The sequence below is a fragment of the Streptomyces sp. NPDC054783 genome (genome assembly GCF_053611725.1).
The window spans coordinates 233,256-259,547 of sequence record NZ_JBSHAY010000007.1; the positions used below are offsets into that span (position 1 = coordinate 233,256).

Below are 26,292 nucleotides of genomic sequence, written 5' to 3' on the forward strand. Positions count from 1 at the left end.
GCACGGCGAACGGCACCCGGATGCGTGCGGGTGCCAGGGTCGGCGTACTGCGGGGCAGTTGTGTTACCGCCGTCACAGGTAAGAAGATCACGACCTGAGCTGCATGGCACCCGGCTCGGGGGACCCGGTAGCGTGAGCCCGATTCACAAGGTCCCCCATTAGTAGGAGTCCCGGTGACGCAGAGTGGACAGGGCGAGGAGCCCTCGGCGCGGCCCGCGCGCGAAGGCATCGTGCTGCCCTCCGACGGAGGCGAGCCCGTGCTGCCGGGCATGACCGCCGCGCCCGCCCCCGCGGCCCCGGCAGGCGGGCAGGCCTGGGGCGGCTCCTGGGGGCCCGAGCAGCGGGCGCCCCAGCCGGGCGAGGGCTGGCCCCCGGCGGCGGCCCAGCAGTGGCACACGCCGGACGCCCCGGCCCAGCAGCCGCCCGCCGCGAACCCCGGCGCGCTGCCCCCGGAGGGCGCCCCGTCGTACGGCCACACGCCGTCGTACGACCACCCCGGCGCGCAGGGCGGTGGCTACGGCGCCGGTCAGCAGCCCGGGTACGGTGCGGCACCCGAGCCGTACCACCACCAGCCGCAGCAGCCTCTGCCGCTGCCCCACCAGCAGCCGTACCCGCAGCAGCCCGCCGGTGCCGCGCCGCTTCCGCCGGCCGCGCCCGACGCCTACGCGGGCGCCGGTGCCCCGCTGCCCGCGGCGGACGACGGCGCGACGCAGTACATACCGCCGGTGCAGGCGGCGGCACCCGCCGAGGGCGCCACCCAGTACCTGCCGCCGGTGCCGGCCGCTTCCGCCGACGAGGGCGCGACCCAGTACATCCCGCCGGTGACGCCCGGCGCGCTGCCGCCCGAGTCGAGCGGCGAGGAGACGCGCTACCTCGGCCGCGCCCGGCAGGCGCCCGCCCCGGCCTCGCCCGACGCGGAGGCCACCCAGTACATCCCGCCGTACGCCGCGCAGGCGCAGGCGCAGGGCGGCGCGGAGCGGCAGCCGCCGGCCGAGTTCGACAGCCTCTTCCGCGGCGGCCCGGCGGGCGGTGACGGCCCGGCCGGGGCCACCCAGCAGCTGCCGCGCGTCCAGCAGCCGGACGCCCACCCCGGCCCGGCGTCGTACGGCGCCACGCAGCCCTCCTACGGCGCCCAGCAGCCGTCGTACGCCCCCGCGCACGACGACGACCGGCCGCGCGGCCGGTCGCGCGTGCCGCTGATCGCCGCGATCGGTGTCGGCATCGTCGTCATCGGTGTGGGCGCCGGCGCTCTGCTCAGCGGCGGCGGCAAGGACCAGGGCGCCGACGGCAAGACGGTCGCGGCCACTTCCCCCGCTCCGTCCGGCTCGGCTGCCGCCGATCCGGCCCGGCAGCAGGCGGTCGAGCTGGACAAGCTGCTCGCCGACAGCGGCAGCAGCCGTGCCTCGGTGATCAAGGCGGTGGCCAACGTCAAGAACTGCGACAACCTCGACGGGGCCGCCACCGACCTGCGCAACGCGGCCGGGCAGCGCAACCAGCTGGTCACCCGGCTCGGCAAGCTGTCCGTGGACAAGCTGCCGGGCAACGGGGCGCTCACCGCGGCGCTGACCCAGGCCTGGCAGGCGTCCGCCGCGGCCGACAACCACTACGCGGCCTGGGCCGGCCAGGCCAAGAACCACAAGGTCTGCCGCAAGGGCCACGCCCGCGTCACGGGCGAGACCCAGGCCGGCAACCGGGCGAGCGGCACCGCCAGCGCGCAGAAGGCGAAGGCGGCGGCGCTGTGGAACGCGATCGCGCAGAAGTACGGCCTGACCCAGCGCCGGCCCACCCAGCTGTGAGGGACGCGCCGACGGGCGTCACTGCACGTCGGCGTTCTCCAGCGTCCGCGTCATGTCGGTGGTGCCGTCGAACCCGCCGACCCCCTTGCGGGCGGCGACCAGCTTGCCGTCCTGGACCACCTGCAGGGTGACGTCGGCGTTGACCATCCGCGGGAAGCCGACCGAGGCGAGCCGGCTCGAGTAGGACCACCGCAGGGGCGGGGTGAGACCGCCGGTGGAGACCTGCGGGCCGTCGTCGAGGGTGCGGCGCACGGAGTCGGCGCTCACCTCGCCGCCGCCGATCTTGTCCAGGACGGCCTTCAGCACGGTGTAGGCGATCCAGGTGGTCTGCACTCCGGCGTCCGCGGGGTCGATGCGGGTGTCGCCGAAGGCCTCCTCGTTGATCACCTTCTTCATCGGGTCCCACCGCGAGTCCGAAGCCGGCGGATACCAGCCGGTGATGTACGCCCCCTCGTACGGGCCGGACGCCCCGCCGGTGGCGTTGATCACGGTCTGGTCGACACTGCCGAGCACGGTCGCGAGCCGTACCGGGGGGAAGCTCCCGCGGTCCCGTCGGAAGGAGTCCAGGAAGGTGTCGGTGCGGTCCCCGAGCGCGGGGACCACGCAGCCCTTGCGGGCGGGGTCCTTGGTGGCGTACCGCAGCGCCTGGTCGGCCTGGTCGCCGTACTCGGTGGCGTCCTCCTCGGCGAGCTGGTCCCCCGCCTTGCTGTGCCCGCCCGCCTGCAGCCCGGAGTCGAGCAGCACCGGTAGCTCGTCGCCGGCGATGCTGTCGGGGCGGACCAGTGCGATGTTGCCGCAGGCGGCCGCGAGGGCCTTGCCGAGACCGGCGAGCAGGGCGGGCTGGCCGCCGTTGACCGGGTAGGACATCTGGCCGGTGAACTCGTCGTTGGTGACGCCGTAGCCGCCTATGTAGGGGATGCCGGCGCCTTCCAGCGGGGCTGAGTAGGAGTCGGTGAACTGGCTGTAGGAGCCGACGACCGCGACCACGTCCTCGTCGGCCGCGTACCGGGCGCACTTCGCGGCGCCCACGCTGTCGTTGTGGTCGTTGCAGGTCAGGACCTTCAGCTTGCGGCCGTTGATGCCGCCGTGCGCGTTGATCCACTTGGCGTAGGCGAGGGCCATCGCTGGCATGCCGGGCTTGTTGGTGGCGTCGGTGTCCTGCGGCGCCCAGGTCATGACCTTGATCGGGTCATCCCCGGAGCCCCCCGTGGCACCGGGGATGACCCCGCATCCGGTGGTGAGCGACGCACAGAGGGCCACGGCGCCCACGGTCAGCGCGGTGGCTCTGCCGGGGCGGAAGGACGAATGGAGGAAAGTACTAAAAGTGCGTCGCCTGCCGGTCATGTGCACGCACGATTCCCTCACACGACGAACCGGCGAGTGACCCTGAGTCAACGAGGGGTGACATCGAGGTGAATTGCAGGGGCCGGTGAGGCTGGTGTGACGGGGAACGTACGATCGATGACCGTGCAAGGTTCGGAGAACTCTTCCCGTCATGGCCGTCGCTCCTCCACCATGGGCGGCATGCCCCTAAGCGACATGCCGTGGTGGCGCTGGCGCAGCAATGTGCGCTCGGCGCTGCACATGCTCTCCGACCAGGCGTTCCAGCGGGACGTCTGGCTGGCCGGCGTGGACGGTTACGGCGACGTCACGGACGCCGTCTACCGGCTGGTGGAGGACACCTGGCTGGACAACTGGTCCGCGGAGAAGTACGTCGGCACGATATTCCGGGACTCACAGGAGGCGGCGCTCGTGGACACCGCCGTGCTGCGGGTGCTGCGGATCATGCACCAGGTCGGCCCGGACGCGCCGGTCGCCGCCTATCTCGACCACCAGGGGTGGCCGGAGGCGGTGCGGGCGGCGCGGGACGCCCACGTCCGGATGGCGGCGAGTGACGGGGAGGACCCGGACACGCCGCCGAAGAGTCTGGAAGTGCTGCGGATCCTGACCCGGACCGCGTAGACGTCCCGCACTGCGGGACAAACGCCCACGGCGCGCGGCCGACGTGAGAACCTGTAGTGCATGAATCAGCAGTCCGCGCCCGCCGCCGCCCCGGCCGACCAGTACGTCCTCACCCTCTCCTGCCCGGACAAGAAGGGCATCGTGCACGCCGTGTCGAGCTACCTCTTCATGACCGGCTGCAACATCGAGGACAGCCAGCAGTTCGGCGACCACGACACGGGTCTGTTCTTCATGCGCGTCCACTTCTCGGCCGATGCGCCGGTGACGGTGGAGAAGCTGCGGGCGAGCTTCGCGGCGGTCGGTGACTCCTTCCACATGGACTGGCAGATCAACCGGGCCGACGAGAAGATGCGGATCCTGCTCATGGTCAGCAAGTTCGGGCACTGCCTGAACGACCTGCTGTTCCGGGCGCGGATCGGGGCGCTGCCGGTGGAGATCGTGGGCGTGGTCTCGAACCACACCGACTTCGAGGAGCTGGTGGGCTCCTACAACATCCCCTTCCATCACATTCCGGTGACGAAGGACTCGAAGTCGCAGGCCGAGGCGAAGCTGCTGGAGATCGTGCGCGAGGAGGACGTCGAGCTGGTCGTCCTCGCCCGCTACATGCAGGTCATCTCGGACGACCTGTGCAAGCAGCTCAGCGGCCGGATCATCAACATCCACCACTCCTTCCTGCCGAGCTTCAAGGGCGCGAAGCCCTATCACCAGGCGCACGCGCGGGGTGTGAAGCTGATCGGGGCGACGGCGCACTATGTGACCGCCGACCTGGACGAGGGCCCGATCATCGAGCAGGAGGTCGAGCGGGTCGGTCACGGTGTGACGCCGGATCAGCTCGTTGCCGTCGGCCGCGACGTGGAGTGCCAGGCGCTGGCGCGGGCGGTGAAGTGGCACGCGGAGCGGAGGATTCTGCTCAACGGGCGCCGTACGGTGGTGTTCGCCTAGGAGCTCGGAGGCCTCGCGTCGTTCGGCGGCTGCGTGACAAGCCACAACGCACCCGCAGCCGCCCACGAAACCGCGACCCGCTCCTACAGCCGGCTCAACCCCGCCGTCGCGAACAGCACATCCCTGATCGCCTCCCGGTCGCCGGCCTGCCCCACCGCGGCCTCCTCCGGAGGAATGCGGCCGGCGGCCAGGCGGCAGAACTCCACGCCGTCCAGCGCCACGTGGGCCACCTCGAGGTCCGCCGAGGCCACCGCCGCCGGTGAGTCCAGCGGAATCAGCCACTCGCCGCCCGCCGCGCCCTCGATCTCCAGCCGCAGGCTGCGGCCGGGCTCGCCGGCGAGGCCGAGGTGGCGGCCGCGGGCGGGGGAGCCCAGGCCGGTCTGCCGGCGCCGGGCCAGCGCAGCGGGGAGCATCCGGGCCGCGAGGTCGATCATCTTGTTCAGATGGCGCGGCGCGGGCGGCTGGTACGGGTAGTCCACCGCCTCGGCGATGTCCTCGGCGTGCACCCAGCACTCGAAGGCCCGGTCCAGCATCGCGTCGTGCAGCGGCAGCTCGAAGTCGCCGTACGACACCGCCAGCCCGCCCGCGTGCCCGCCGGTGAAGGCCGCCGTCCGCACCAGACCGTGGCTCTGCTCCCGCCAGGGCCCCCGCACCGAGCGGGTGGGCGGGAAGTGGGAGTTCCGCCAGAACGCCTCGGTGCGCCCCTCCGGGCCCACCGCCTGCTGCCCGGCCGCGCCGGCGACCTCGGCCAGCGGGTCCTCCAGGCCGAGCCCGAGGGCGATCAGCCCGTCCACGGACAGCAGGTGCGCGATCACCCCGGCCACGGTCGTACGACGGCTCTGCGCCGCGTCGGACTCGAACCACCGCAGCCGCACCGGCGCGTGCCACTCCGCGTCCCCGAAGTCCTGCAGCAGGGCGTCCAGGCGGGCGGTCTCGGCGTCGTACGGCGCCGCCCACCCGGGGACCGGGATGCGCGGCGGGCGGCGTTCCAGACAGCTCGCCAGGACGCGGGCCCGCAGTCCCGGGTCCAGGTCGAGGCTCTCGGGCTGGTGCAGCAGGCCGACCGCCTCGCGCAGCCGGCGGGCCTCGTCGGCGCAGCTTCCGCAGGAGCCCAGGTGGTCCTCGACTGCGGCGGTCTCCGCCGCCGAGCAGGCGGCCAGCGCCCAGGCGCCGAGGAGCGATTTCAGGACGTCGTGCGGCAGGTCGAGCGGCACGGGTGCGGGGTCCCCCAGATCGGCGAGGTCGGGCAGCGCGCGCCCGCCGTCCTCGACGGAGGCGCGGGGCGTGGGTATGCGCGCCGGCCGGTCCGGCTCGGGACCGCCGGCCTGGCGCGGGTCCTGCCCCGAGCCGCCGCCGGCGCCCTTGCCCGTGTGGCCGTTCTCACCCCGGCCGCCGCCGTCCTCGTACGGCGGCACCGCGCGCTGCTCCTCGTCTCCGGGCCCCTCGTGCTCGTCGGCCGCCCCGAACCCTTCCGCTCCGCTCACACCGCACCCCCGGCTCCCGGTGGTGTCCCGGCGTCATGGGCGGTGGAGAGCAGTTGCAGGCCGAGGCGGAGCCGGCGGCGGGCCTCGTCCTCGGTGACGCCGAGGTCGACGGCGGTCTGGCGGTAGTCGCGGCGCTGGAAGTAGGCCAGGTCGAGGGCGGCGCGCAGCGGGGCGGGCATGGAGTGGACGATGTAGTCGGCGCGGGCGGCGACCGAGGCGCGGCGCACCCTGCGCTCCAGTTCGGCCAGGGAGCCGCCGCTGCTCTGCGGCAGTGCGGCGGCCTCGCTGTCGCGCAGCCGCTGCACGGCGAGCCGGTGGGTGACCCCGGCCACCCAGGTGCGCAGCGGGCCCTTCTTGGGGTCGTAGGTCTCGGGGTGTTCCCAGAGGTGGGCGAAGACCTCGCGGGTGAGGGTGTCGGCGGCCTTCTCGTCGCCGAGGACGCGGTGGGCGAGGCCGTGCACGAGCGAGGCGAAGCGGTCGTACAGCTCGCCCAGGGCGGCCGCCTCACCGCGGGCGAGCCGTTGCTGCATCTTGCGGTCCCAGCGGGGTGGTACGTCCTTCGTGGCCATGCGGTCCCCTCCCCTCACCCGTGTCCGGCCCGTCCAGCCTGTCTGCACCGTCTTCCCGAATGTAGTCGGCACGTCTGACACTGCACGCCCCTTTGTGTCAACGCGCGCCCCCGGAAGGGCTGCAGGTGATAGTGCCCTCTTCACATAATCCTCACACAAGGTGCGCACATCTCTGATCGAACAGGATCGATAGTGACCGAAACAAGCCCCTTGTCGATCACGTCTAGTTTGTGGCTCCACGTTTCAGGGAACGGCCGCTGGGCAGCCGCGCGGAAGGCAAGCGTAGGAACTGCTTCCGTTTCCGGGCGGTTCCGGGAGTTCCGGCGAGCGGAGGGGCAGGGACGTGGCATTCAAGGTGACCGGCGCCGAACAGGGCGATTGGTCCGTGCTCCGGGTGTCCGGGGAGCTGGACCTGATGACCTCGCCGATATTGCGTCAACGTGTGCACGACGTCGTCGCCGAGGGCCACCACAGCCTCGTCGTGGACCTCTCCGACGTGTTCTTCTGTGACTCCAGCGGGGTCGGCGTCCTCGTCGCCGCCCGCAGGCTGATCCGCTCCTGTCAGGGCCGGCTCCGGCTCATCCTGCCCGACCGGGGTGCCGACGACGGCTCGCACGTCAACCGGGTCCTCGGCGCGCTCGGCGTGCGCCGGCTCTTCGACGTCCACCCCGACCTCGAGACCGCGACGACGGACGAGGCGGGCCCGCTCTCGGCCTGACCCCCCGCCCGCGCCGCCTTTTCTCTGCGGCAAGGCCACACTGTTGTCGCAGAATTCCCCCGGTCTTGGCACAACCACCGGATTTCCGCCATCCGACGGCCACCCGCGTCATACGCTCCGTGCCAGGTCACCAACGCACCCGTAGGACGACTCGAACGACGCATACGTAAGGCGGCCCGAAAGACATGGTCAGTACCGACTACGAACGCAGGATCGCAGCCCGGTTCGCCACCTTCGACCAGGACGGCAACGGCTGGATCGACCGCGAGGACTTCAGCGCGGCGGCCAAGGCGCTCCTCGCCGAGTTCGCCGTGCCCGCACGCTCCGACAAGGGGCAGGCGCTGTACGCCGGCGCGGAGGCGTTCTGGCAGGGCATGGCCGGCATCGCCGACCGGGACGGCGACCAGCGCATCACCCGCGAGGAGTTCGTCACCGGCGCGGTCAAGCGCCTGCGCGACAACCCCGAACGCTTCGCCGAGATCGCCCGCCCCTTCCTGCACGCGGCGCTGGCGGTGGCCGACACGGACGCCGACGGCCGCCTCACGGTCGCCGACACCGCCCGCGTCCTGCGCGTCCTCCATGTCCCGGCCGACCTCGCCGACACCGTCGCCCACGCCCTCGACACCGACTCCGACGGCACCATCGCCGAACCGGACATCGTCCCGGCGTTCGCCCGGTACTTCACGGTCGCGGAGTAACGCGCGCACCGGACGGCGCCCGGCCGTCACCGTCACGGCCGTGATCAGTCGGACAGTGACGCCGGCCGGCCGGCGAACCGCTCCCGCAGCTTGTACTTCAGCACCTTCCGCAGGGTGTCGTTCCGAGGCAGCGCCTCCACGACCTCCAGCCGCTCCGGCAGCTTGTGCACGGACAGGCCCGAGGAGCGCAGGTAGGAGACGACCTCCGGCAAGGTCAACCCGCCCGCACCCGGCGGCTGTTCGACCACCGCGCAGACCAGCTCGCCCCGTTCCGTGTCCGGCAGGCCGATGACCGCCGCGTCCGCCACCAAGGGGTGTGCGGCGAGGAGGTCCTCGATCTCCCTGGCCGAGATGTTCTCGCCCTTGCGGATGATCACGTCCTTCAGACGGCCGGTGAGGACGAGATGGCCGGAGTCGGTGACATGGCCCAGGTCGCCGGTGCGCAGGAAGCCGTCGGGGTCGAAGGCGGCGGCCGTCTGGGCGGGGTCCAGATAGCCCTGGCAGACGGCCTCGCCGCGCAGCCGTATCTCGCCGTCGGCGACCCGGATCTCCATCCCGGCCGGCGGACGGCCCTCGGTCGCGGCCAGGTTCTGCGGGGTGTCCTCGGGGTCGCCCATGGTGATCATCGGGACCTCGGTCATGCCGTAGCCGTGGGTGAGCCGGACGCCCATCTCGCGGACCACGGCGTGGTACAGCTCGGGGGGCCTGGGTGCGCCGCCGCCCGCGAGCAGGCGCAGGGTCGGGATCAGCTTCTCGTCCGGCTGCCTGCGCTGCTCGGCGAGGAAGAGGGAGTAGAAGGCCGTGGAGCCGCCGGCCACCGTCACCTTGTGCCGCCGGTACTCCGCCAGCGCCTCCGGCAGCGCGAAGTGCTCGAACATCACCGCCGGGAAGCCGTACAGCAGCAGCATCACCAGGTAGTCGGGGCCGCCTATGTGGGCGTACGGGAAGGCGATCGAACCGACGTCGTCCGGCGCCAGGCGCAGGGCGTGGGCGAGGCAGGAGCCGCCGGCGATCAGGGAGCGGTCGGTGTGCAGCACGCCCTTGGGGTCGGAGGTGGTGCCGGAGGTCCAGTAGATCCAGCGGACCGAGGTGCCCTCGGCGGGCGGGGCGGGGAGCGCCGCCGGGTCGCCCTCGGGGAGGTCGTCGTACGCCTCGAAGACCCCCTTCGCGCCGAGCCGCCGCGCCATCTCCGTGTGGTCGTGGCCCCGCCACACACCAGGGACCGCGAAGAACTCCGCCTTCGACCCGCGCAGCGCGAAGCCGACCTCCCGGTCCCGGTAGAAGGGGATCACCGGGGACTGTACGGCGCCCAGGCGGGCCAGGGCGAAGGACAGTACGGCGGTCTCGACGCGGGTGGGCAGCTGCCAGGCGACCACCGTGCCGGGCCGCACGCCCATGTCGTACAGGCCCGCCGCCACCCGCTCGGCACGCGCGCGCAGTCCGCCGAAGGTCAGCCGGCGGTCGCCCTGGAGGAGGACGGGACGGTCGGGAGTGAGATCGGCACGGCGGGCGAGCAGGTCCCACAGCGTGCGGGAGGAACTCAGGGAGTGCGGGGTGTCGTTCACGTTGGCCCCCTCCTTGGCTGACGGCACGTCAGGTAGCATGCTATCTGACGGACCATCAGATAAGTACCGTCCGGCGGAGGGGACCCATGACCGAACTGCCCCGCATCATCAGCGTCGACGACCATGTGATCGAGCCCGCCCACCTCTTCGAGACCTGGCTGCCGGCCAGGTACCGCGAGCGTGGACCCAAGCCGCTGACCGCCGGGATCGGGGAACTGGCCTATGTCGGCGGCAAGTACCAGATCACCATGGACCCGGCCGGCCAGCCGACCGACTGGTGGATCTACGAGGACCTGAAGTTCCCGTACAAGCGCAACATCGCCGCCGTCGGCTTCGACCGGGACGAGATGACCCTGGAGGGGATCACCCGGGAACAGATGCGCCCGGGGTGCTGGGACCCCGCCGAACGCCTGAAGGACATGGACCTCAACCACGTCGAGGCCAGCCTCTGCTTCCCGACCTTCCCCCGCTTCTGCGGGCAGACCTTCGCCGAGGCCCACGACAAGGAGGTCGCCCTCGCCTGCGTGCGCGCCTACAACGACTGGATGGTGGAGGAGTGGTGCGGGGACAGCGGCGGCCGGCTGATCCCGCTGTGCCTGATCCCGCTGTGGGACGTCGAACTGGCCGTAGCCGAGATCCGGCGCAACGCCGAGCGCGGGGTGCGGGCGGTGACCTTCTCCGAGATCCCCACCCACCTCGGGCTGCCCTCCATCCACTCCGGCCACTGGGACCCGTTCTTCGCCGTCTGCCAGGAGACGGGGACGGTCGTCAACATGCACATCGGCAGCAGCTCCCAGATGCCGGCCGCATCCCCCGACGCCCCGCCCGCCGTCCAGGCCTCGCTGAGCTTCAACAACGCGATGGCCTCGATGATGGACTACCTCTTCAGCGGGGTCCTGGTGAAGTTCCCGCAGCTCAAACTCGCCTACTCCGAGGGGCAGATGGGCTGGATCCCGTACGCCCTGGAGCGTGCCGACGACGTGTGGGAGGAGCACCGCGCCTGGGGCGGGGTCCGGGACCTGATCCCCGAGCCGCCGTCGACGTACTACTACCGGCAGATCTTCTGCTGCTTCTTCCGCGACAAGCACGGCGTCGCCTCGCTGGACGTGGTGGGCAGGGACAACGCCACCTTCGAGACCGACTACCCCCACGTCGACTCGACCTTCCCGCACACCAAGGAGGTCGCCCTCGAGCATGTGAAGGGCCTGGACGACGAGACCGTCCACAAGCTGATGCGGGGCAACGCCATCCGCATGCTGGACCTGGACTTCGACAAGTAATGGACCTGTCGTACACGCCCGAGGAGGAGGACTTCCGCGCCCGGCTGCGCGAGTGGCTCGCCAAGGTGCTGCCGACGCTGCCGCCGAAGCCGTCCCCGGACGACTGGCCCGCGCGCAGGGCGTACGACCTGGGCTGGCAGCGGACGCTGTACGAGGCCGGGTACGCCGACGTCCACTGGGACGCCTCGCCGACGCTCCGGCTGATCTTCCTGGAGGAAACGGAGAGGGCGGGCGCGCCCTATGTGGGGGCGAACTTCGTCGGCCTGCTGCACGCCGGACCGACCATCGCCGCCGAGGGCACCCCCGCTCAGCGGGCGCGCTGGCTGCCGCCGGTCCTGCGCGGCGAGGAGGTGTGGTGCCAGGGGTTCAGCGAGCCGGACGCGGGATCGGATCTGGCGTCGCTGCGCACGCGCGCGTGGCGCGACGGCGACGACTACGTGGTCACCGGGTCCAAGATCTGGACCTCCCACGCCGAGGTCGCCGACTGGTGCGAACTGCTGGTCCGCACCGACCCGGACGCGCCGAAGCACCGGGGCATCACCTGGCTCGCGATGCCCATGGACGCCACCGGCATCACCGTACGGCCCCTGCGTACGCTCGCGGGGTCGGCGGAGTTCGCGGAAGTGTTCCTGGACGAGGTGCGGGTGCCGGTGGCGAACCGGGTCGGCGCGGAGAACGACGGCTGGCGCGTGACCATGGTGACCCTGTCCTTCGAGCGCGGCACGGCGTTCGTCGGCGAGGTGGTGGCCTGCCGCCGGGTCCTGGCCGAGCTCGCGGCCGGGGCCCGGCAGAACGGCCGCTGGGACGACCCGGTCCTACGGCGCCGGCTCGGCCGCCTGGAGGCGGAGTTCCGGGCGCTGTGGCGGCTGACCCAGTGGAACGTGAGCGAGGCGGAGGCGAGCGGCGGGGTGCCGGGCGTCGGCGGCTCGGTCTTCAAGCTCCGCTACTCGCACGCCCGCCAGGAGCTGTACGACACCGCCGCCGAGGTCCTGGGCCCCGACTGCCTCGACATGAACCGGCCCTGGGTCCTGGACCGCCTGTCCTCCCTGTCCTACACCATCGCCGCCGGCACCTCACAGATCCAGCGCAACATCGTGGCCGAACGGCTCCTGGACCTGCCGAAGGGGAGGTGAACGCGCGCTTGGCGGTGGGGCGGGGCCGGGGGTTCGTCGCCGGTGGCGGGCGGGGGCGGCGTGGCGAGGGCACGGCGGGGCGGTCCAGGGGCTGGTGGAGAGGGGGCGGTGTGGCCGGGTGCCGTCGGGTGCGGTGTCGGTCCGGTGCGGTGTCGGTCCGGTCGGAGGGAGATGAGCGTGCGTTTCCAACTCACTGAGGACCAGCGTGCGTTGAAAGCAGGCGTACGGGAGCTGCTGGACCGGCGGTTCGGGCGGGAAGCGCTGCGGGCGGCCGTGGACGCGCAGGGGCGGCTCGACCGCGAGCTGTGGCGGGCGCTCGGCGACGCGGGTTTCTTCGCCCTGCGGCTGCCGGAGGCGGACGGCGGGGTCGGGCTGGGACTGCCGGAGGCGGTGCTGGTCTTCGAGGAGGCCGGACGAGCCCTGCTGCCCGGACCGCTCGTGGCGACCCACCTGGCCGCCGGCAGCGTACCGGGCGCGGCCACCGGGGAGACGGTGGTCACGGCGGTGGACGGGCAGCTGGTGGAGTGGCTGGAGGCGGCGGACGTAGTACGGGGGGAGGCGGCGGAGGCCGTACCGCTGCGTTCCGTTGACCCGCTGACCCCGCTGCACCGGATTCCCGCACCCACCCGCAGCGAAGCCGCCGCAGGCCGGCGCCCACCTGGCGGCGGCGAGACGCACGCTGCTGCGGGCGGTCGTGCCGCTGGGGCGGCACGGGTGGGCGCTGGGGGTCCCCCCGCTCGAGCGAAGCCGGGAGTGGGGGAGGCACCTGGTGTGCGCCGGCAAGCGACCCAACCCTCGGCGGGCACCGGCACCGGCACCGACGCCGTAGGAACCGACGGCACCGGCGCGCCCGACACCGACGGCACCCCCGGCCCCGTGGCCACCCTCCTCACCGCAGCCGAACAGCTCGGTACCGCCGTGCGGGTGCAGCAGCTGGCCGTGCAACACGCCCGTACGCGGGAGCAGTTCGGGCAGCCGGTCGGTGCCTTCCAGGCCGTCAAGCACCTGTGCGCGGACCTGCTGGTGCGCACCGAGACCGCGCGCGTCGCCGTCTACGCGGCCGCCGTCACCGGCGACCCGGCCGACATCGCCGCCGCCCGGCTGCTCGCCGACGAGGCCGCCGTACGCGGGGCCCGTGACTGTCTCCAGGTGCACGGGGGCATGGGGTTCACCTGGGAGGCGGACGTGCATCTGCATCTGAAGCGGGCCTGGGTGCGGGCCCGGCGTGGTGGCGGGAGCACGGAGAGTGAGGAACTGCTCGCCGCGCGGCTGGCAGCCTGAGGAGGGCGCGGCTCCCTGGGCTGCACGGGCGACAAAGCCTTGGCCCAGGATGTCGCGGATTGTGGCACACCGGTATCACGGAGCGTCGATACCTGGTTGTGTCCTTCAACAGGCTCGTCACGACCCGGAGTCGGGCGTCCCCTCCGGTACCTTGTGTGGGATGCGAGTGGCTGCGAGCACGAGCCGAGCCGGCGGCGCCCCTGGGGCGGTACCGGGTCGCGCGGTGCGCATCGCTGCTCGCGGGGCGGTAGCGGCTTCGGCCGACGCCTGTTCGACTCCCCGGCACGCGCGTCGCACAGTATGCCGCACGCGTACTCCTTCACGCTGGAATATGCCCGAAGCGCTTGTTGGGGTGACTGTACGTCAACCATGCTGTCTACAAAGGGAATCACGTTCCGTGACCCTTGCTCGGGCCGTTGTTCTGAGCATGCAGAAAATGGCTACGATCGTGGCCCTCGTCATCGTCGTCGCGGCCGCTGCGGCCGGGCGGCGCGGGGTCATGTGTCCGCCGGTTCGGATGGTGTGAGCGGTGCAGGTGCTTCAAGTGCAGCTGGAGATCCGGCCCGACCCCACAGAGGTGGGGCGGGCGAGGAGGTGGGCCCGCTCGCGGCTTCCCGGGCTGGGCATAACGGCCGACGAGCCGCTGGCCGAGACCCTGATCCTGCTCGTCTCCGAACTGGTGACCAACGCGGTCGTGCACACCGGCCACGCGGCCGTGCTCCGGCTCTCCCTGCCCGGCGCGGCGGCCGAGACGGTCGGTGTGGCGGCCGAGACGGCCGACGTGGTGGTCGAGGCGGTCGGCGTGGTGGATGCGGCCGAGATGGCGGAGGCACCCGTGGCGGACACCGTGCGCGTCGAGGTCGCCGACAGCAGCTCCCGCGCTCCCGTGCCGCGTTGCGCCGCCGGTGATGCCACCGGCGGCCGGGGCCTGGCCCTGGTGGACTGTCTGGCCGATCGCTGGGGCTGGAGCCCGGAAGGCGCCGGCAAGAGCATCTGGTGCGAACTGGACCGCTGTTCACAGCCCAGGGAGAGCGCGGCGATGGCGTACGGGAGCGGACTGTCCGCGTACGAGGGTCTCGCCTTCGAAGCGGTGTAGTGCCCGGCGCGGCGGTGCGCCGGGGGTGCATCCGTGCGCGGGTGCCGCGAACAGGGCGTACGTAACAAATCCCCGTACCGGCGTTGACGACGCGTGACCGCCTGAACACGCTTGTGGGCGACGATTCGCCGCGAGGGGACGACGAGGGCCGGGGTGACGGCAGCCCTCGTCGAGTGTGGGTCGCATCCGGTGGGCGGCGCGTGTGCGCGACGGTGGGGGGAGGCGCGCCGCCGGCCGGTCAAGGTCTCACGTCTGGTTCTCAGAGGACGGCCACGGGTGCCACGGGTGTTCCCGTCGCGCCGACGAACGGCTCGGGCATCGCCGACAGCAGGAACGTGTACCGTCCCTCTTGTCCACAGGCTGTGGACAACTCTTCGAGATTCCAGTTCTGGCCCTGGAGCATCCCCATCTCCACCAGGTCCAGGGCGTGCACGGGCAGCCACAGATTCTCCGACTCGGGCGGAAATATCTCAAAAGTGAGGGTGTCGTTCGCGACCGCCGCCGCATCGCGCGCGTGGAACCACTCCGGCGTACGGATCGACAGCCCCGGCGACGGATAGCCGTACCCGTGCTTGTCCCCGGCCAGATACACCTGTACCTGCCCGGTGCGGACCAGCACGATGTCGCCGGCCTGCACCCGGGCCCCGCCGAACTCCTCGGCCCGCTCCAGATCCTCCGGCGTCACCGCGTGACCCCCCGCCAGCCGGTCCACGCCACGCGCGCGTGCCACGTCCAGCAGCACCCCGCGCGAGACGATGTGCCGCGCCTTGTCGATCCCGCCGAACCCGGCACCACCATGCGCGGTGACCGTGTGTGCCGGGCGGCCGTTGTAGAGCTTCCCGGAGTGCGAGACATGGGTGAGCGCGTCCCAGTGGGTGCCCGCCTGCAGCCCCATGGTCACCGCGTCGTCGCTGCACGCCACCGTGCCGGGGCCGAAGAGCTCCTGGTTGATCTGCACCATGGTGTGGAGGGGGTTGACGCGGCCGGGGATCATCCCGGTCTGCACGCCGTCCTGCTGGAGGGGGAGGGCGAGGGGAACGCGGCGGCCGGTCCGGATCGTGGCGGCCGCCGCGCGCACCACCTCGTCGGTGATCAGGTTCAGCGTGCCGATCTCGTCGTCCGCCCCCCAGCGCCCCCAGTTGTTCACCCGCTTGGCGATCTCGTGGAACTCCTCCGGCAGTGCCATTCGGTGCCTCCCCGGGGCTTGTGTCCGCGCATCCGGCGCGCCATAAAATCTAACGGTCCGTCAGAAACCGCGGGAAGGGGCCGGGCGTGGGGAACTTCTTGGCAGGAAAGGTCGTCGCCGTGACGGGCGCCGGGCGGGGCATCGGCCGGGCGGTCGCACGCGCGGCTGCCGCCGAGGGGGCGAAGGTCGTCGTCAACGACTACGGCGTCGCCGTGGACGGGGCCTCGCCCACGAGCGAGGTCGCCGAGGCCGTCGTCAAGGAGATCGAGGCCGCGGGCGGGGAGGCGGTGGCGGTCGCCGACGACATCTCCACGATGGCGGGCGGACAGCGGGTGGTCGACGTGGCGCTGGCCTCGTACGGCCGTCTCGACGGGGTCGTGTGCGTCGCCGGCATCCTGCGCGAGCGGATGCTGTTCAACATGAGCGAGGAGGAGTGGGACCCCGTGGTCGCCACCCACCTCAAGGGCACGTTCACCGTCTTCCGGGCGGCGTCCGCGGTGATGCGCAAGCAGCGCTCCGGCACGCTGATCGGCTTCACCAGCGGCAACCACCAGGGCTCCGTGTCCCAGGCCAACTACAGCGCGGCCAAGGGCGGGATCATCTCGCTGGTCCGCAGCGCGGCCCTCGGCCTGCACAAGTACGGGGTGACCGCGAACGCGGTGGCCCCGGTGGCTCGTACGCGGATGTCGGCGAACGTTCCCATGGAGCTCGCGGAGATCGGCGAGCCGGAGGACGTGGCCGCGCTGGTGGTGTACCTGCTGTCCGACGGGGCTGCCGCGCAGGGCATCACCGGGCAGGTGTACACCATCGCGGGGCCGAAGATCGCGGTGTGGGCCCAGCCGAGGGAACTCCGTTCCGTCTACGGGGAGGGGCCCTGGACTCCGGAGCGGATCGCGGAGTCTCTGCCGGGGTCGGTGGGGGTGGATCCGATGCCGATGCTGTCCCAGCTCCTGGCGATGGAGGAGGCGGCGCGGGGTTCTTCCCGGCCGAACGCCTGACGGCTCGGGGTGCGTTGTGGTTCGGCGGCCGCGGGCCGTGGGTGGCTTGTCGCGCCCACGCGGCGGAGCCGCATATCGATACAGCCCCGCGCCCCTTCGGGCGCGTCGATCTAAGGCGGTCTTCAATGGATTTCGGGTTCAGCCAAGAGGACGAGACGTTCCGTGCGGAGGTCCGCGCCTGGCTGGCCGCCCATGCCGACCCGGACATGGACAGACGCACTTGGGAGCGCACACTCGGCAAGGCCGGCTGGACAGGGCTCGGCTGGCCCGAGTCGGGATACGGCAACCGCACGGCCACCCTCACCCAGCAGGTCGTCTGGGCCGAGGAGTACGCCCGGTCGGCCGCGCCCCCGCGCTCCGGCCACATCGGGGAGAACCTGCTCGCCCCCACCCTCATCGCCCACGGTACCGAGGAACAGAAGTCCCGCTTCCTGCCTCCGGTCGCGGCCGGAGAGGAGCTGTGGTGCCAGGGGTACAGCGAGCCGGGGGCCGGGTCGGACCTGGCCGGGGTGCGGACGGTGGCGGTCCGGGAAGGGGACCGTTACCGGATCAGCGGGCAGAAGATCTGGACCTCGCTCGCCCGTGAGGCCGACTGGTGCTTCGTGCTGGCCCGTACCGACCCGGAGTCCCGGCGCCACCACGGGCTCAGCTTCCTGCTCGTGCCGATGGACCAGCCCGGCCGTGTCGAGGTCCGCCCCATCCGGCAGATGACCGGCACCAGCGACTTCAACGAGGTCTTCTTCGACGGGGCGCACGCGCGTGTGGAGCACGTCGTGGGAGGCGAGGGGCGGGGGTGGCCGGTGGCCATGAGCCTGCTCGGGTTCGAGCGCGGGGTGTCCACGCTCGCCCAACAGGTCGGGTTCGCCACGGAGTTGGCCCAGGTCGTGCAGGTGGCCGTGGAGACGGGTGCGGCGGCGGATCCCGTCGTACGGGAGCGGCTCGTGCGGCAGTGGGCCGAGCTGCGGACCATGCGCCGGCACGCCCTGCGCACCCTCGGCGGCTCGGCCGACCCGGGCGCGCCCAGCGTGGCCAAGCTGCTGTGGGCCGGCTGGCACCAGCGGCTCGGCGAGCTGGCGATGCAGGTCAGGGGCGCGGTGGCCACCGTCGGCCCCACGGACTGGTCCGCCTCCGCGCCGTACGAACTCGACGCCGGCCAGCACCTGTTCCTCTTCTCCCGGGCCGACACCATCTACGGCGGCTCGGACCAGGTCCAGCGCACGATCATCGCCGAGCGCGTGCTCGGCCTGCCCAGAGAGCCCAAGGGGGCCGTGTGATGCGTGGAGTGGTGTTCGACGGCAAGCAGGTGCAGGTGGTCGACGATCTCGCGGTGCGCGAGCCGGGGCCCGGTGAGGTGCTGGTGGCGATCGCGGCGGCCGGGCTGTGCCACAGCGACCTGTCCGTGGTGGACGGCACCATTCCCTTCCCGGTACCGGTGGTGCTGGGGCACGAGGGCGCCGGGATCGCGGAAGCGGTCGGTGCCGGCGTCACCCATGTCGCGCCCGGCGACCATGTGGCGCTGTCCACGCTCGCCAACTGCGGCACGTGCGCGGAGTGCGACCGGGGCCGGCCGACGATGTGCCGTCAGGCCATCGGGCGGCCGCAGAAGCCGTTCACCCGCGGCCCGGCGGGGCTGGTGCACCAGTTCGCCGCCAACTCCGCCTTCGCCGAGCGTACGGTCGTCAAGGCCGTACAGGCCGTGCGGATCCCCGAGGACATCCCCCTGGAGTCGGCCGCGCTGATCGGGTGCGGGGTGCTCACGGGCGTGGGCGCCGTGCTGAACCGGGCCCGGGTGGACCGCGGGGACAGCGTCGTCGTCATCGGGACCGGCGGGATCGGGCTGAACGTGCTGCAGGGCGCGCGGCTCGCGGGCGCGCTCAGGATCGTCGCCGTGGACGCCAACCCGGCCAAGGAGGAGGCGGCCCGACAGTTCGGCGCGACCGACTTCCTGACCTCGGCGGAGGGCGTGAAGGACATCCTGCCCACGGGGGCCGACCATGCCTTCGAGTGCGTGGGCCGGGTGGAGCTGATCCGGCAGGCGATCGACCTCCTCGACCGGCACGGCCAGGCCGTCCTGCTGGGTGTGCCTCCTGCCACCGCCGAGGCGTCCTTCCTCGTCTCCTCCCTCTACCTGGACAAGTCCGTCCTGGGCTGCCGCTACGGCTCCTCGCGCCCCCAGCGGGACATCGCCCTGTACGCCGAGCTGTACCGCCAAGGCCGCCTGCTGCTGGACGAGTTGGTGACGGCCGTGTACCCGGTGGAGGACTTCGCCAAGGCCCGCGCGGACGCCGAGGCGGGGCGGGTGGCCCGGGCGGTGCTCACGTTCTGACGCACGTTCCGACTCACGTTCCGACGCCGGTGCGGAAGGTCCGCCGGTACGCCGTCGGGGTCACCCCGAGCGCCTGCTGGAGGTGCTGGCGCATCGACTGGGCCGTGCCGAAGCCCGCCTCGCGGGCCACCTGGTCGATGGACAGGTCGGTGGTCTCCAGCAGATGGCGGGCGCGTTCCACGCGCTGCTGGGTGAGCCATTGTCCGGGGCTGATCCCGGCCTCCTCGCGGAAGCGGCGGGTGAAGGTGCGGACCGACATGGCCTCCTGCTCGGCCATGTCCCGCAGCTGGATCGGCTCGTGCAGGCGGCCCAGCGCCCAGGCGCGGGCGGCGGTCGTCGTGGCCAGCTGCGGGTCCGGGACCGGGCGCTCGATGTACTGCGCCTGGCCGCCGTCGCGGTGCGGCGGTACGACCGTGCGCCGGGCCACCTCGTTGGCGACCGCCGCACCGAAGTCGCGGCGCACCATGTGCAGGCACAGGTCGATCCCGGCGGCCACGCCGGCCGAGGTGAGCACGTCGCCGTCGTCGATGAACAGCACGTCCGCGTCCACCCTGATCCGCGGGAACATGCGCTGGAAACGCTCGGCGTCGGCCCAGTGCGTGGTCGCGGGGCGGCCGTCGAGGTGTCCGGCGGCGGCGAGGACGTAGACGCCGGTGCAGATGGAGGCGAGCCGGGTGCCCGGGCGGATGCGGGCGAGGGCGGCGGCCAGCTCGTCGGTCAGCCGGCCCTCCTCGAAGACCGGGCCGAGCTCGTAGGAGGCCGGCACGATCACCGTGTCGGCGTCGGCCAGCGCCTCCGGGCCGTTCGGGACGTGCACGGCGAAGTCGGCGTCGGTCAGGACCGGGCCGGGCGGCCGTACCGAGCAGGTCACGACCTCGTACAGGTGCCGGCCGTGCCGGTCCTTGGGGCGGCCGAAGATGCGGTGCGGGATGCCCAGCTCGAAGGGCAGCAACCCGTCGAGGGCGAGGACGACGATCCGATGCGGACGGAAAGAACCGGCGGTGGTGGCCGTGGCCCGATCGCTACTCATGGCCCGATCATAACGAATACTGTCCTCCGGGCCACTCGTTGTGCGGTCATGAAAAAAGCACGCTGTATGACGTGACTCAGACAAGCCCAGCCGCAGCCCCCGTCCAGGCCGTCCCGCCCGTCCGGCGCCGCCGAGTGCACCGGGCGTGGTTCGTCGCCGCCGTCACCTTCGTCACGATCATCGGCGCGGCCGCCTTCCGCTCCCTGCCCGGCCTGCTCATCGACCCGCTGCACCAGGAGTTCGGCTGGTCGCGCGGCACGATCGGCGCGGCCGTCTCCGTCAACCTCGCGCTCTACGGCCTCACCGCGCCCTTCGCCGCCGCACTGATGGACCGCTTCGGCATCCGCCGGGTGGTCGCCGTGGCGCTGACCGTGATCGCGGCCGGGTCGGGCCTGACCGTGTGGATGACGGCGGCCTGGCAGCTGTGGCTGTGCTGGGGTCTGCTGGTAGGCCTCGGCTCCGGCTCGATGGCCCTCGCGTTCGCCGCGACGGTCACCAACCGGTGGTTCACCGAGCGACGCGGACTGGTCAGCGGCATCCTGACCGCCGCGTCCGCCTCCGGCCAGCTGATCTTCCTGCCGGTGCTGTCCTGGCTGACCGAACACCACGGCTGGCGCCCGGCCGCCGTGACGGTCTCCCTGGCCGCCCTGGCCGTCGTCCCCTTCGTGTGGATCCTGCTGCGCGACCACCCCGCCGACGTCGGCCAGAGGCCCTACGGCGCCCGGGAGTTCGTTCCCAAGCCCCCGCCGGTCACCGGCGCCGCCCGCCGCACGCTGAAGGTCCTCTCGACCTCCGTCCGCACGGGCACCTTCTGGCTGCTCGCCGGCACCTTCGCGATCTGCGGCGCCTCCACCAACGGCCTGATCCAGACCCACTTCGTGCCCGCCGAGCACGACCACGGCATGCCGGTCACGACGGCGGCCTCGCTGCTCGCGGTCATCGGCGTGTTCGACGTGGCCGGCACGATCGCCTCCGGCTGGTTCACCGACCGCTTCGAACCACGCCGCCTGCTCGCGGTGTACTACGCCCTGCGCGGCCTGTCGCTCCTCTTCCTCCCCATGCTGCTGGGCCCGGCGGTCCATCCCCCGATGCTCTTCTTCATCGTCTTCTACGGCCTGGACTGGGTGGCCACCGTCCCGCCGACCCTCGCCCTGTGCCGCGAGCAGTACGGCGAGGACAGCGCCATCGTCTTCGGCTGGGTGCTCGCCTCCCACCAGGTCGGCGCGGCCCTCGTCGCCTACCTCGGCGGCGTCGTCCGCGACGTCTTCGGCACCTACGACCTCATGTGGTACGTCTCGGGCACGCTGTGCGCGGCGGCGGCGCTGATGTCCCTGGTGATCCGGCGGGCCCCGGCGCCCGCGCTGCCCGCCGTGTCCTGACCGCGTCGACGGGAAGCCGACGGGAAAGGGAAGCCGCGTCCGGGTCCCGGGGCGGGGCCCGGACGGGTCGATGGCTGATCGTGGTGTGAGTTCCTAGGAGCCGAGCCGGGCGAACCGCCCCCGGTGGAACAGCAGTGGCTCGCCCGGATCCTCCGTGCCGAGGGCGTCCACCCGGCCCACGACGATCAGGTGGTCGCCCCCGGTGTGCACGGCGTGGACGGTGCAGTCGATCCAGGCGGCGGTGCCGGCGAGGCGCGGGGAGCCGGAGGCGGGGGCCGGGTCGTACGCCACCCCGGCGAACTTGTCCGCGCCGCTCACCGCGAAGGCCCGGCACAGTTCGTCCTGGCCGGCGCTGAGGACGTTGACGCAGAAGACGCCCGCGCGGGCGATGCGGGGCCAGGTGGTCGACGTACGGCCCACCATGAAGCAGACCAGGGGCGGGTCGAGGGAGAGCGAGGCGAAGCTCTGGCAGGCGAAACCCGCGGGGTCGCCCTCTGCGTCGGCGGCCGGTGCCGTGATCACGGTCACCCCGCTGGCGAAGCTTCCCAGCACCCGCCGGAACTCCGCCTGGTCCACCGGCGCCCGCTCGTCCTCCCGCACGCACCGCAACTCCGGCCGCGGCAACGGCTCCACGGGCCCGCGCCCCAGATACCGGACGGCGGCGGCCGCCGCCCCTGCGTGTCCCATCACGCCAACCATTGAAGCTGACGGAGCGTCAGATGGGAAGGCCGGTGGCCGGGCCTCGTACGGGTACTTCGTAGGGTGCGGCCATGGGGTGGGAGAAGACGCGTGAGCGGGTCCGGGCGGCCCGCAGCGACCTGGCCGCGGCGGTCCCGGTGAACGCGGCGCAGCTGCCGGCCGCCGGCCTGCTGTGGTGGATCTGGAGCGCGAGCCGGGACCAGTACGAGACCGGCTACGGCGGCGCCTTCGGGATCCTCTGCCTGCTCGTGTTCGCCCCGCTGCTGCTGCCGCTCCTCGGCCTGCTGCTCTCCGCCGTGCTGACGCTGCCCGCGATCCTGCTCGCCCGCCCCGTGCTCCGCCGGTTCGGCGGGCCGGAGTGGGCATGCCGCACGGTCGCGGCAGCCGCCACGGCCGTCGGATGGGGTGCGGTGACGACGGCACTCTTCCGGTGGCCGTTCGTCGCCACGGCCTCGGTCCTCACCGTCCTGGGACTGTTGCCCGCGCTCGGCATCGCGTACGTCCGCACGCGTTCCTGGTCGCAGTGGGGCCTTTGGTGGCGCTCGGCACTCGCCTGCGTCGGCCTCTTCGCCCTGACCCTCGGCGGCGGGCTCGCGGCCTCCGCGGCCGGCCTGATCCCGCAGTACGAGCCGCCCGAGCTGACCCGCGACCAGCTCACCGGCGTCTGGCGCGGCGACAACGGCGCCGAGCTCCGCCTCACCCGCGACGGGCGGGCCGAGGCCCACGGCCTCCCCACCGAACCCGTCGACCGCGACTGGACGGCCCCGCACTACCTGGACCACGTCGTCTGCGCGGGCGCCGGCACCTGGAAGCCCGACCCCGGCACGGACGACAACGACCGCGCCGGCATCCTCCTGCACCTCCACACCGACTGCGGCCGGGACACCCGCTGGTCCGTCAGCGGCACCGAGTCCGCTCCCCAGTTGTACGTGCTCTTCGGCGACCCGGACGCAGGCACCCTCCGGACCCCGGACCGCGCCGGGGACTGACCCTCACCGCCCCCGGAACTCCGCCCCCCGCCGCTCCGCGAACGCCCGCAGGCCCTCCCGGGCGTCCTCGGTCGTCAGGTTGAGCTCCTGGGCCCAGGCCTCCGCGGTGAAGGCGGTGGCCCGGTCCGACTCCAGGGAGGTGTTGACCAGGTGCTTGGTCAGGGCCAGGGACCGGGTGGGGCCGGACGCGAGGCGGGTCGCCCACTCGCGGGCCGCCTTCTCCAGCTCACCGTCCGGTACGACCCGGTTGACCAGCCCCAGCCGCTGCGCGTCCGCCGCCGGCACCGCGTCGCCGAAGAACATCAGCTCCTTGGCCCGCTGGGGGCCCACCAGGCGGGGCAGCAGGTACGCCCCGCCCGCGTCCGGTACCAGCCCGCGCCGTACGAACACCTCGATGAAGCGGGCCGACTCGGCGGCCAGGACCAGATCGCAGGCGAACGCCAGGTGCGCGCCGAGGCCCGCCGCCGTGCCGTTCACGGCGGCGATCACCGGCTTCTCGCAGTCCAGGACGGCCGCGATCAGGCGTTGGGCGCCTCGGCGCAGCATCCGGGCCACGTCGCCGGGCTGCCGGTCGCCGCGGTCGGTGCCGCCCCGCAGGTCCGCGCCCGCGCAGAAGCCCCGGCCCGTGCCGGTCAGGACCACCGCCCGGACGTCAGGGGCGGAGGACGCCTCGGAAAGGCGGTCGGTCAACTCGTCCCTCATCGCGGGAGTCAGGGCGTTCAACGCCTCGGGGCGGTTCAGGGTGAGGTGGACGACCTGGCCGCTGCGCTCGGTCTGCAGCTCGCTCATCGGCACACCACCAGTGCGTCCAGTGCGACGGCGCCCTGGCCCCGGGGCAGCACCATCAGGGGGTTGATGTCCAACTCCGAGACGGACTCGCCCAGTTCCAGCGCCATGCGCTGGACCCGAAGGATCACCTCGACCAGCGCCTCCCGGTCGGCCGGCGGGCGGCCCCGGACGCCGTCCAGCAGGGCCCGGCCGCGGAGCTCGGTGAGCATGGCGCGGGCCTGGTCCTCGCCGAACGGGGGGACGCGGACGGCGGCGTCGTGCAGGACCTCCACCAGAACTCCGCCGAGGCCCACCGTCACCGTCGGGCCGAACAGGTCGTCGTGGGTCATCCCGAGCACCATCTCCACGCCCTGCTCGACCATCTGGCACACCAGGATCCCGTCCAGCGCGACGCCCTCGTAGCGGGCGATGTCGGTCAGCTCGCGGTAGGCCTCCCGGACCTGGCTGGCCGACGTCAGGCCGATCTTCACCAGGCCCAGTTCGGTCTTGTGGGCGATCCGGGCGCCGGAGGCCTTCATCACCACCGGGTAGCCGACCTGGGCCGCCGCCCGTACGGCCGCCGCCGCGCTGGTCACCAGCTGCTCGCGCGGCACCCGGATGCCGTAGGCGCGCAGCAGTTGCTTCGCCCCGTGCTCGCTGAGCTGCTGGCCGGGGTGCATCAGGGCCTCGGCCTTGCGGAAGGAGAGGGAGGGGGTGCGCGGGGCCTCGTCGAAGGGGGAGCGGTAGTCGCTCACGAAACGGTGGTGGTCCAGCCAGGCGCGGACGGCCTTCAGGCAGTTGCCCAGCGTGCGGAAGGTGGCCACGCGGGAGGAGCCGAGCAGGACCTCGCGGTACGCCGCCTCCGTGCCGACCGGCGAGCCCCACACCACGCACACCAGCTTGTCCGTCTCCTCCGCCGCCTCGACCAGGTCCGCCACGAGCTTGTCGCTGAGCGGCGGGAACGGGCCGGTGACCGGGCAGATCAGGACGCCGATCGACGGGTCGGCGAGGATCGCGTCGATGATCTTCCGGCCGCGCCGGTCGCCCACCGGATGCCCGCCGTTGTCCACCGGGTTGGCCACGCTCAGGTACTCCGGAATCCACTGGTGCAGCTCGGCCTGCTTGGCCTCCGGCAGGCGGGGCAGCGGTAGCCCGGCCGCCGTGGCCAGGTCGGCGGCATGCGCGCCGGTGCCACCGGAGATCGAGTACACCGCGACCCCGTCCGCCAGCGGCGCCCGGGCCCGCGCCAACAGGGCCGCGGTGTCCTGGAGTTCGTCGAGACCGTCGACCCGTACGACCCCGAACTGGCGCATCGCCGCGTCCACCACGTCGTCGGCGCCCGTGAGCTTGCCGGTGTGCGAGGCCGCCGTACGCGCGCCGGCCTCCGTGCGGCCCACCTTCACCGCGACCACCGGCACCCCGCGGCGGGCGGCGCGGTCGGCGGCCAGCAGGAAGGCACGGCCGTCCTTCAGGCCCTCCACGTAAGCGGCGATGGCGCCGACCTCGGGCTGCTCGGCGAACCAGGACAGGAAGTCGGCGGTCTCCAGGTCGGCCTCGTTGCCGGTGGGTGCCCAGTGGGAGAGGCGGATGCCCAGCTCCTGGAGCGAGAACACGGGGCGGCCCTGGTGGCCGGACTGGGTGATCAGGGCGATCGCGGGGCCGGTCAGGTCCTCGCGGAAGTGCTCGAAGGCGTTGAGGTTGGTGTTCGGGCCGAGGAGCCGGATCCCCGAGCGGCGTACGGCGTCCGCGAGCCGCTCCTGCGCCTCGGCACCGGCCTCGCCGGTCTCGGCGAATCCGGAGGCGAAGGCGACCGCGAACCTGACCTTTGCGTCGGCCAGTTCCCCGATCACCGGCAGCGGGTCGGCCACCAGCAGCACGGCCAGGTCGACCTGTCCGGGCGGCAGTTCGGCGACGGAGGCGGCGCAGGGGATGCCGAAGACCGAGGGGCGGGTCGGATGCACCGGATACACCTGCGCCCCCACCCGCTCGGCCCAGGCCAGCAGCTGCCGCGTGATCCCGGTGTTCGGGCGTCCCTCCGCGTCCGAGGCGCCGATCACGGCGACCGACCCGGGCCGGAAGAAGCGGGTCAGGTCCGGTACGTCCGCGTACAGCGGCCGCCCGCTGACGTCGAGGTCGTCGACCCGGTCGTGGACGACGGGTCCGGGCCGCTGCTCGCCGCACGCGATGACCCGGGCCCGGCGGGAGTCGGTGGTGAGGGTGCCGTGGGTTGATCCAAGCATCGGTCCGCCCGCTCCTGTGAGACAGCACAAGTAAACTGACGCACAGTCAGATTACTGAACTGACGCAATGTCAGGAACTGGTCGGACCCGCAAAGTTACCGACGGGTGCGCGGGTGGTGCCGCGCGCCACCAGGGCCGTGGTCGGCCCCGAAG

23 protein-coding genes are annotated in these 26,292 nt (G+C 72.6%); 14 read left to right on the plus strand and 9 right to left on the minus strand.

Translation table 11 applies throughout. The features are described 5' to 3' along the window. Positions 1-173 precede the first annotated feature (173 nt). On the plus strand, positions 174-1,796 hold the full coding sequence (locus ACWGJ5_RS15835) for a hypothetical protein (RefSeq protein WP_453310289.1): 1,623 nt from the start codon (positions 174-176) through the stop codon (positions 1,794-1,796). 18 nt (positions 1,797-1,814) lie between these two features. On the opposite strand, the gene ACWGJ5_RS15840 is transcribed toward ACWGJ5_RS15835, so the two are convergent. Further along, positions 1,815-3,140, minus strand: coding sequence for an ABC transporter substrate-binding protein (locus ACWGJ5_RS15840; RefSeq protein ID WP_453310369.1), 1,326 nt, complete (start codon positions 3,138-3,140; stop codon positions 1,815-1,817). A gap of 117 nt (positions 3,141-3,257) precedes the next feature. On the opposite strand from ACWGJ5_RS15840, the gene ACWGJ5_RS15845 reads away from it, so the two are divergent. Next, positions 3,258-3,758: an SCO4402 family protein gene (locus ACWGJ5_RS15845; RefSeq protein WP_453310290.1), complete on the plus strand. Its 501-nt coding sequence runs from the start codon at positions 3,258-3,260 to the stop codon at positions 3,756-3,758. Positions 3,759-3,818: 60 nt separating this feature from the next. After that, the gene (gene purU, locus ACWGJ5_RS15850; RefSeq protein WP_228623156.1) at positions 3,819-4,700 is read left to right on the plus strand and encodes a formyltetrahydrofolate deformylase; all 882 of its coding nucleotides are present in this window, start codon (positions 3,819-3,821) and stop codon (positions 4,698-4,700) included. An 83-nt stretch (positions 4,701-4,783) separates the two neighbouring features. Here the strand turns inward: purU and ACWGJ5_RS15855 are convergent, their stop codons facing one another. Together ACWGJ5_RS15855 and ACWGJ5_RS15860 are read right to left on the minus strand one after the other, a co-directional pair. Next, positions 4,784-6,115 carry a zf-HC2 domain-containing protein gene (locus ACWGJ5_RS15855; protein WP_453310370.1) on the minus strand — a complete coding sequence of 444 codons (1,332 nt, stop codon included), beginning with the start codon at positions 6,113-6,115 and terminating at the stop codon, positions 4,784-4,786. 65 nt (positions 6,116-6,180) lie between these two features. Then, on the minus strand, positions 6,181-6,753 hold the full coding sequence (locus tag ACWGJ5_RS15860) for a sigma-70 family RNA polymerase sigma factor (protein WP_453310291.1): 573 nt from the start codon (positions 6,751-6,753) through the stop codon (positions 6,181-6,183). Between the two features lie 343 nt (positions 6,754-7,096). On the opposite strand from ACWGJ5_RS15860, the gene ACWGJ5_RS15865 reads away from it, so the two are divergent. Then, positions 7,097-7,471, plus strand: coding sequence for an STAS domain-containing protein (locus ACWGJ5_RS15865; protein WP_453310292.1), 375 nt, complete (start codon positions 7,097-7,099; stop codon positions 7,469-7,471). Positions 7,472-7,656: 185 nt separating this feature from the next. Continuing rightward, a complete protein-coding gene (locus ACWGJ5_RS15870) occupies positions 7,657-8,169 on the plus strand; it encodes an EF-hand domain-containing protein (RefSeq protein ID WP_453310293.1) in 513 nt (170 codons plus the stop codon). A 44-nt stretch (positions 8,170-8,213) separates the two neighbouring features. Here ACWGJ5_RS15870 and ACWGJ5_RS15875 read toward each other — a convergent pair whose 3' ends face one another. Further along, on the minus strand, positions 8,214-9,734 hold the full coding sequence (locus ACWGJ5_RS15875; protein WP_453310371.1) for a class I adenylate-forming enzyme family protein: 1,521 nt from the start codon (positions 9,732-9,734) through the stop codon (positions 8,214-8,216). An 86-nt stretch (positions 9,735-9,820) separates the two neighbouring features. Here ACWGJ5_RS15875 and ACWGJ5_RS15880 point away from each other — a divergent pair, with 86 nt between their 5' ends. The 4 genes from ACWGJ5_RS15880 to ACWGJ5_RS15895 all read left to right on the plus strand — a co-directional run bounded on the left by ACWGJ5_RS15880 (position 9,821) and on the right by ACWGJ5_RS15895 (position 14,524). Further along, positions 9,821-11,014, plus strand: coding sequence for an amidohydrolase family protein (locus ACWGJ5_RS15880; protein ID WP_453310294.1), 1,194 nt, complete (start codon positions 9,821-9,823; stop codon positions 11,012-11,014). Next, positions 11,014-12,147 (plus strand): acyl-CoA dehydrogenase family protein, encoded by a 1,134-nt coding sequence (locus ACWGJ5_RS15885; RefSeq protein WP_453310295.1) that lies wholly within the window; start codon positions 11,014-11,016, stop codon positions 12,145-12,147. Before ACWGJ5_RS15880 ends, ACWGJ5_RS15885 begins: the two co-directional genes overlap by 1 nt. A 171-nt stretch (positions 12,148-12,318) precedes the next feature. After that, complete coding sequence (locus tag ACWGJ5_RS15890; protein ID WP_453310296.1) at positions 12,319-13,428, plus strand: acyl-CoA dehydrogenase family protein; 1,110 nt, start codon at positions 12,319-12,321, stop codon at positions 13,426-13,428. A 544-nt stretch (positions 13,429-13,972) separates the two neighbouring features. Continuing rightward, positions 13,973-14,524, plus strand: coding sequence for an ATP-binding protein (locus ACWGJ5_RS15895; RefSeq protein ID WP_453310372.1), 552 nt, complete (start codon positions 13,973-13,975; stop codon positions 14,522-14,524). A gap of 259 nt (positions 14,525-14,783) precedes the next feature. Here the strand turns inward: ACWGJ5_RS15895 and ACWGJ5_RS15900 are convergent, their stop codons facing one another. Next, positions 14,784-15,710, minus strand: coding sequence for a cyclase family protein (locus ACWGJ5_RS15900; protein ID WP_453310297.1), 927 nt, complete (start codon positions 15,708-15,710; stop codon positions 14,784-14,786). Between the two features lie 86 nt (positions 15,711-15,796). Between ACWGJ5_RS15900 and ACWGJ5_RS15905 the strand changes: the two genes are divergently transcribed. The 3 genes from ACWGJ5_RS15905 (at position 15,797) to ACWGJ5_RS15915 (ending at position 19,034) form a co-directional block, all read left to right on the plus strand. Continuing rightward, positions 15,797-16,708, plus strand: coding sequence for an SDR family NAD(P)-dependent oxidoreductase (locus ACWGJ5_RS15905; RefSeq protein ID WP_453310298.1), 912 nt, complete (start codon positions 15,797-15,799; stop codon positions 16,706-16,708). Between the two features lie 125 nt (positions 16,709-16,833). Then, on the plus strand, positions 16,834-17,982 hold the full coding sequence (locus ACWGJ5_RS15910) for an acyl-CoA dehydrogenase family protein (protein WP_453310299.1): 1,149 nt from the start codon (positions 16,834-16,836) through the stop codon (positions 17,980-17,982). Then, positions 17,982-19,034, plus strand: coding sequence for a Zn-dependent alcohol dehydrogenase (locus ACWGJ5_RS15915; RefSeq protein WP_453310300.1), 1,053 nt, complete (start codon positions 17,982-17,984; stop codon positions 19,032-19,034). Before ACWGJ5_RS15910 ends, ACWGJ5_RS15915 begins: the two co-directional genes overlap by 1 nt. 13 nt (positions 19,035-19,047) lie before the next feature. Here the strand turns inward: ACWGJ5_RS15915 and ACWGJ5_RS15920 are convergent, their stop codons facing one another. Beyond that, entirely contained in the window at positions 19,048-20,064 is a 1,017-nt protein-coding gene (locus tag ACWGJ5_RS15920; RefSeq protein ID WP_453310301.1) for a GlxA family transcriptional regulator, read from the minus strand. A gap of 71 nt (positions 20,065-20,135) precedes the next feature. Here ACWGJ5_RS15920 and ACWGJ5_RS15925 point away from each other — a divergent pair, with 71 nt between their 5' ends. Next, positions 20,136-21,443, plus strand: coding sequence for an MFS transporter (locus ACWGJ5_RS15925; RefSeq protein WP_453310302.1), 1,308 nt, complete (start codon positions 20,136-20,138; stop codon positions 21,441-21,443). 93 nt (positions 21,444-21,536) lie between these two features. On the opposite strand, the gene ACWGJ5_RS15930 is transcribed toward ACWGJ5_RS15925, so the two are convergent. Further along, positions 21,537-22,130 carry a flavin reductase family protein gene (locus ACWGJ5_RS15930; protein WP_453310303.1) on the minus strand — a complete coding sequence of 198 codons (594 nt, stop codon included), beginning with the start codon at positions 22,128-22,130 and terminating at the stop codon, positions 21,537-21,539. Positions 22,131-22,213: 83 nt separating this feature from the next. On the opposite strand from ACWGJ5_RS15930, the gene ACWGJ5_RS15935 reads away from it, so the two are divergent. Beyond that, positions 22,214-23,131 carry a hypothetical protein gene (locus ACWGJ5_RS15935; protein WP_453310304.1) on the plus strand — a complete coding sequence of 306 codons (918 nt, stop codon included), beginning with the start codon at positions 22,214-22,216 and terminating at the stop codon, positions 23,129-23,131. 3 nt (positions 23,132-23,134) lie between these two features. Here ACWGJ5_RS15935 and ACWGJ5_RS15940 read toward each other — a convergent pair whose 3' ends face one another. Continuing rightward, complete coding sequence (locus ACWGJ5_RS15940) at positions 23,135-23,920, minus strand: enoyl-CoA hydratase/isomerase family protein (protein WP_453310305.1); 786 nt, start codon at positions 23,918-23,920, stop codon at positions 23,135-23,137. Beyond that, on the minus strand, positions 23,917-26,139 hold the full coding sequence (locus ACWGJ5_RS15945) for an acetate--CoA ligase family protein (protein WP_453310306.1): 2,223 nt from the start codon (positions 26,137-26,139) through the stop codon (positions 23,917-23,919). Before ACWGJ5_RS15945 ends, ACWGJ5_RS15940 begins: the two co-directional genes overlap by 4 nt. Between the last annotated feature and the right edge of the window lie 153 nt (positions 26,140-26,292).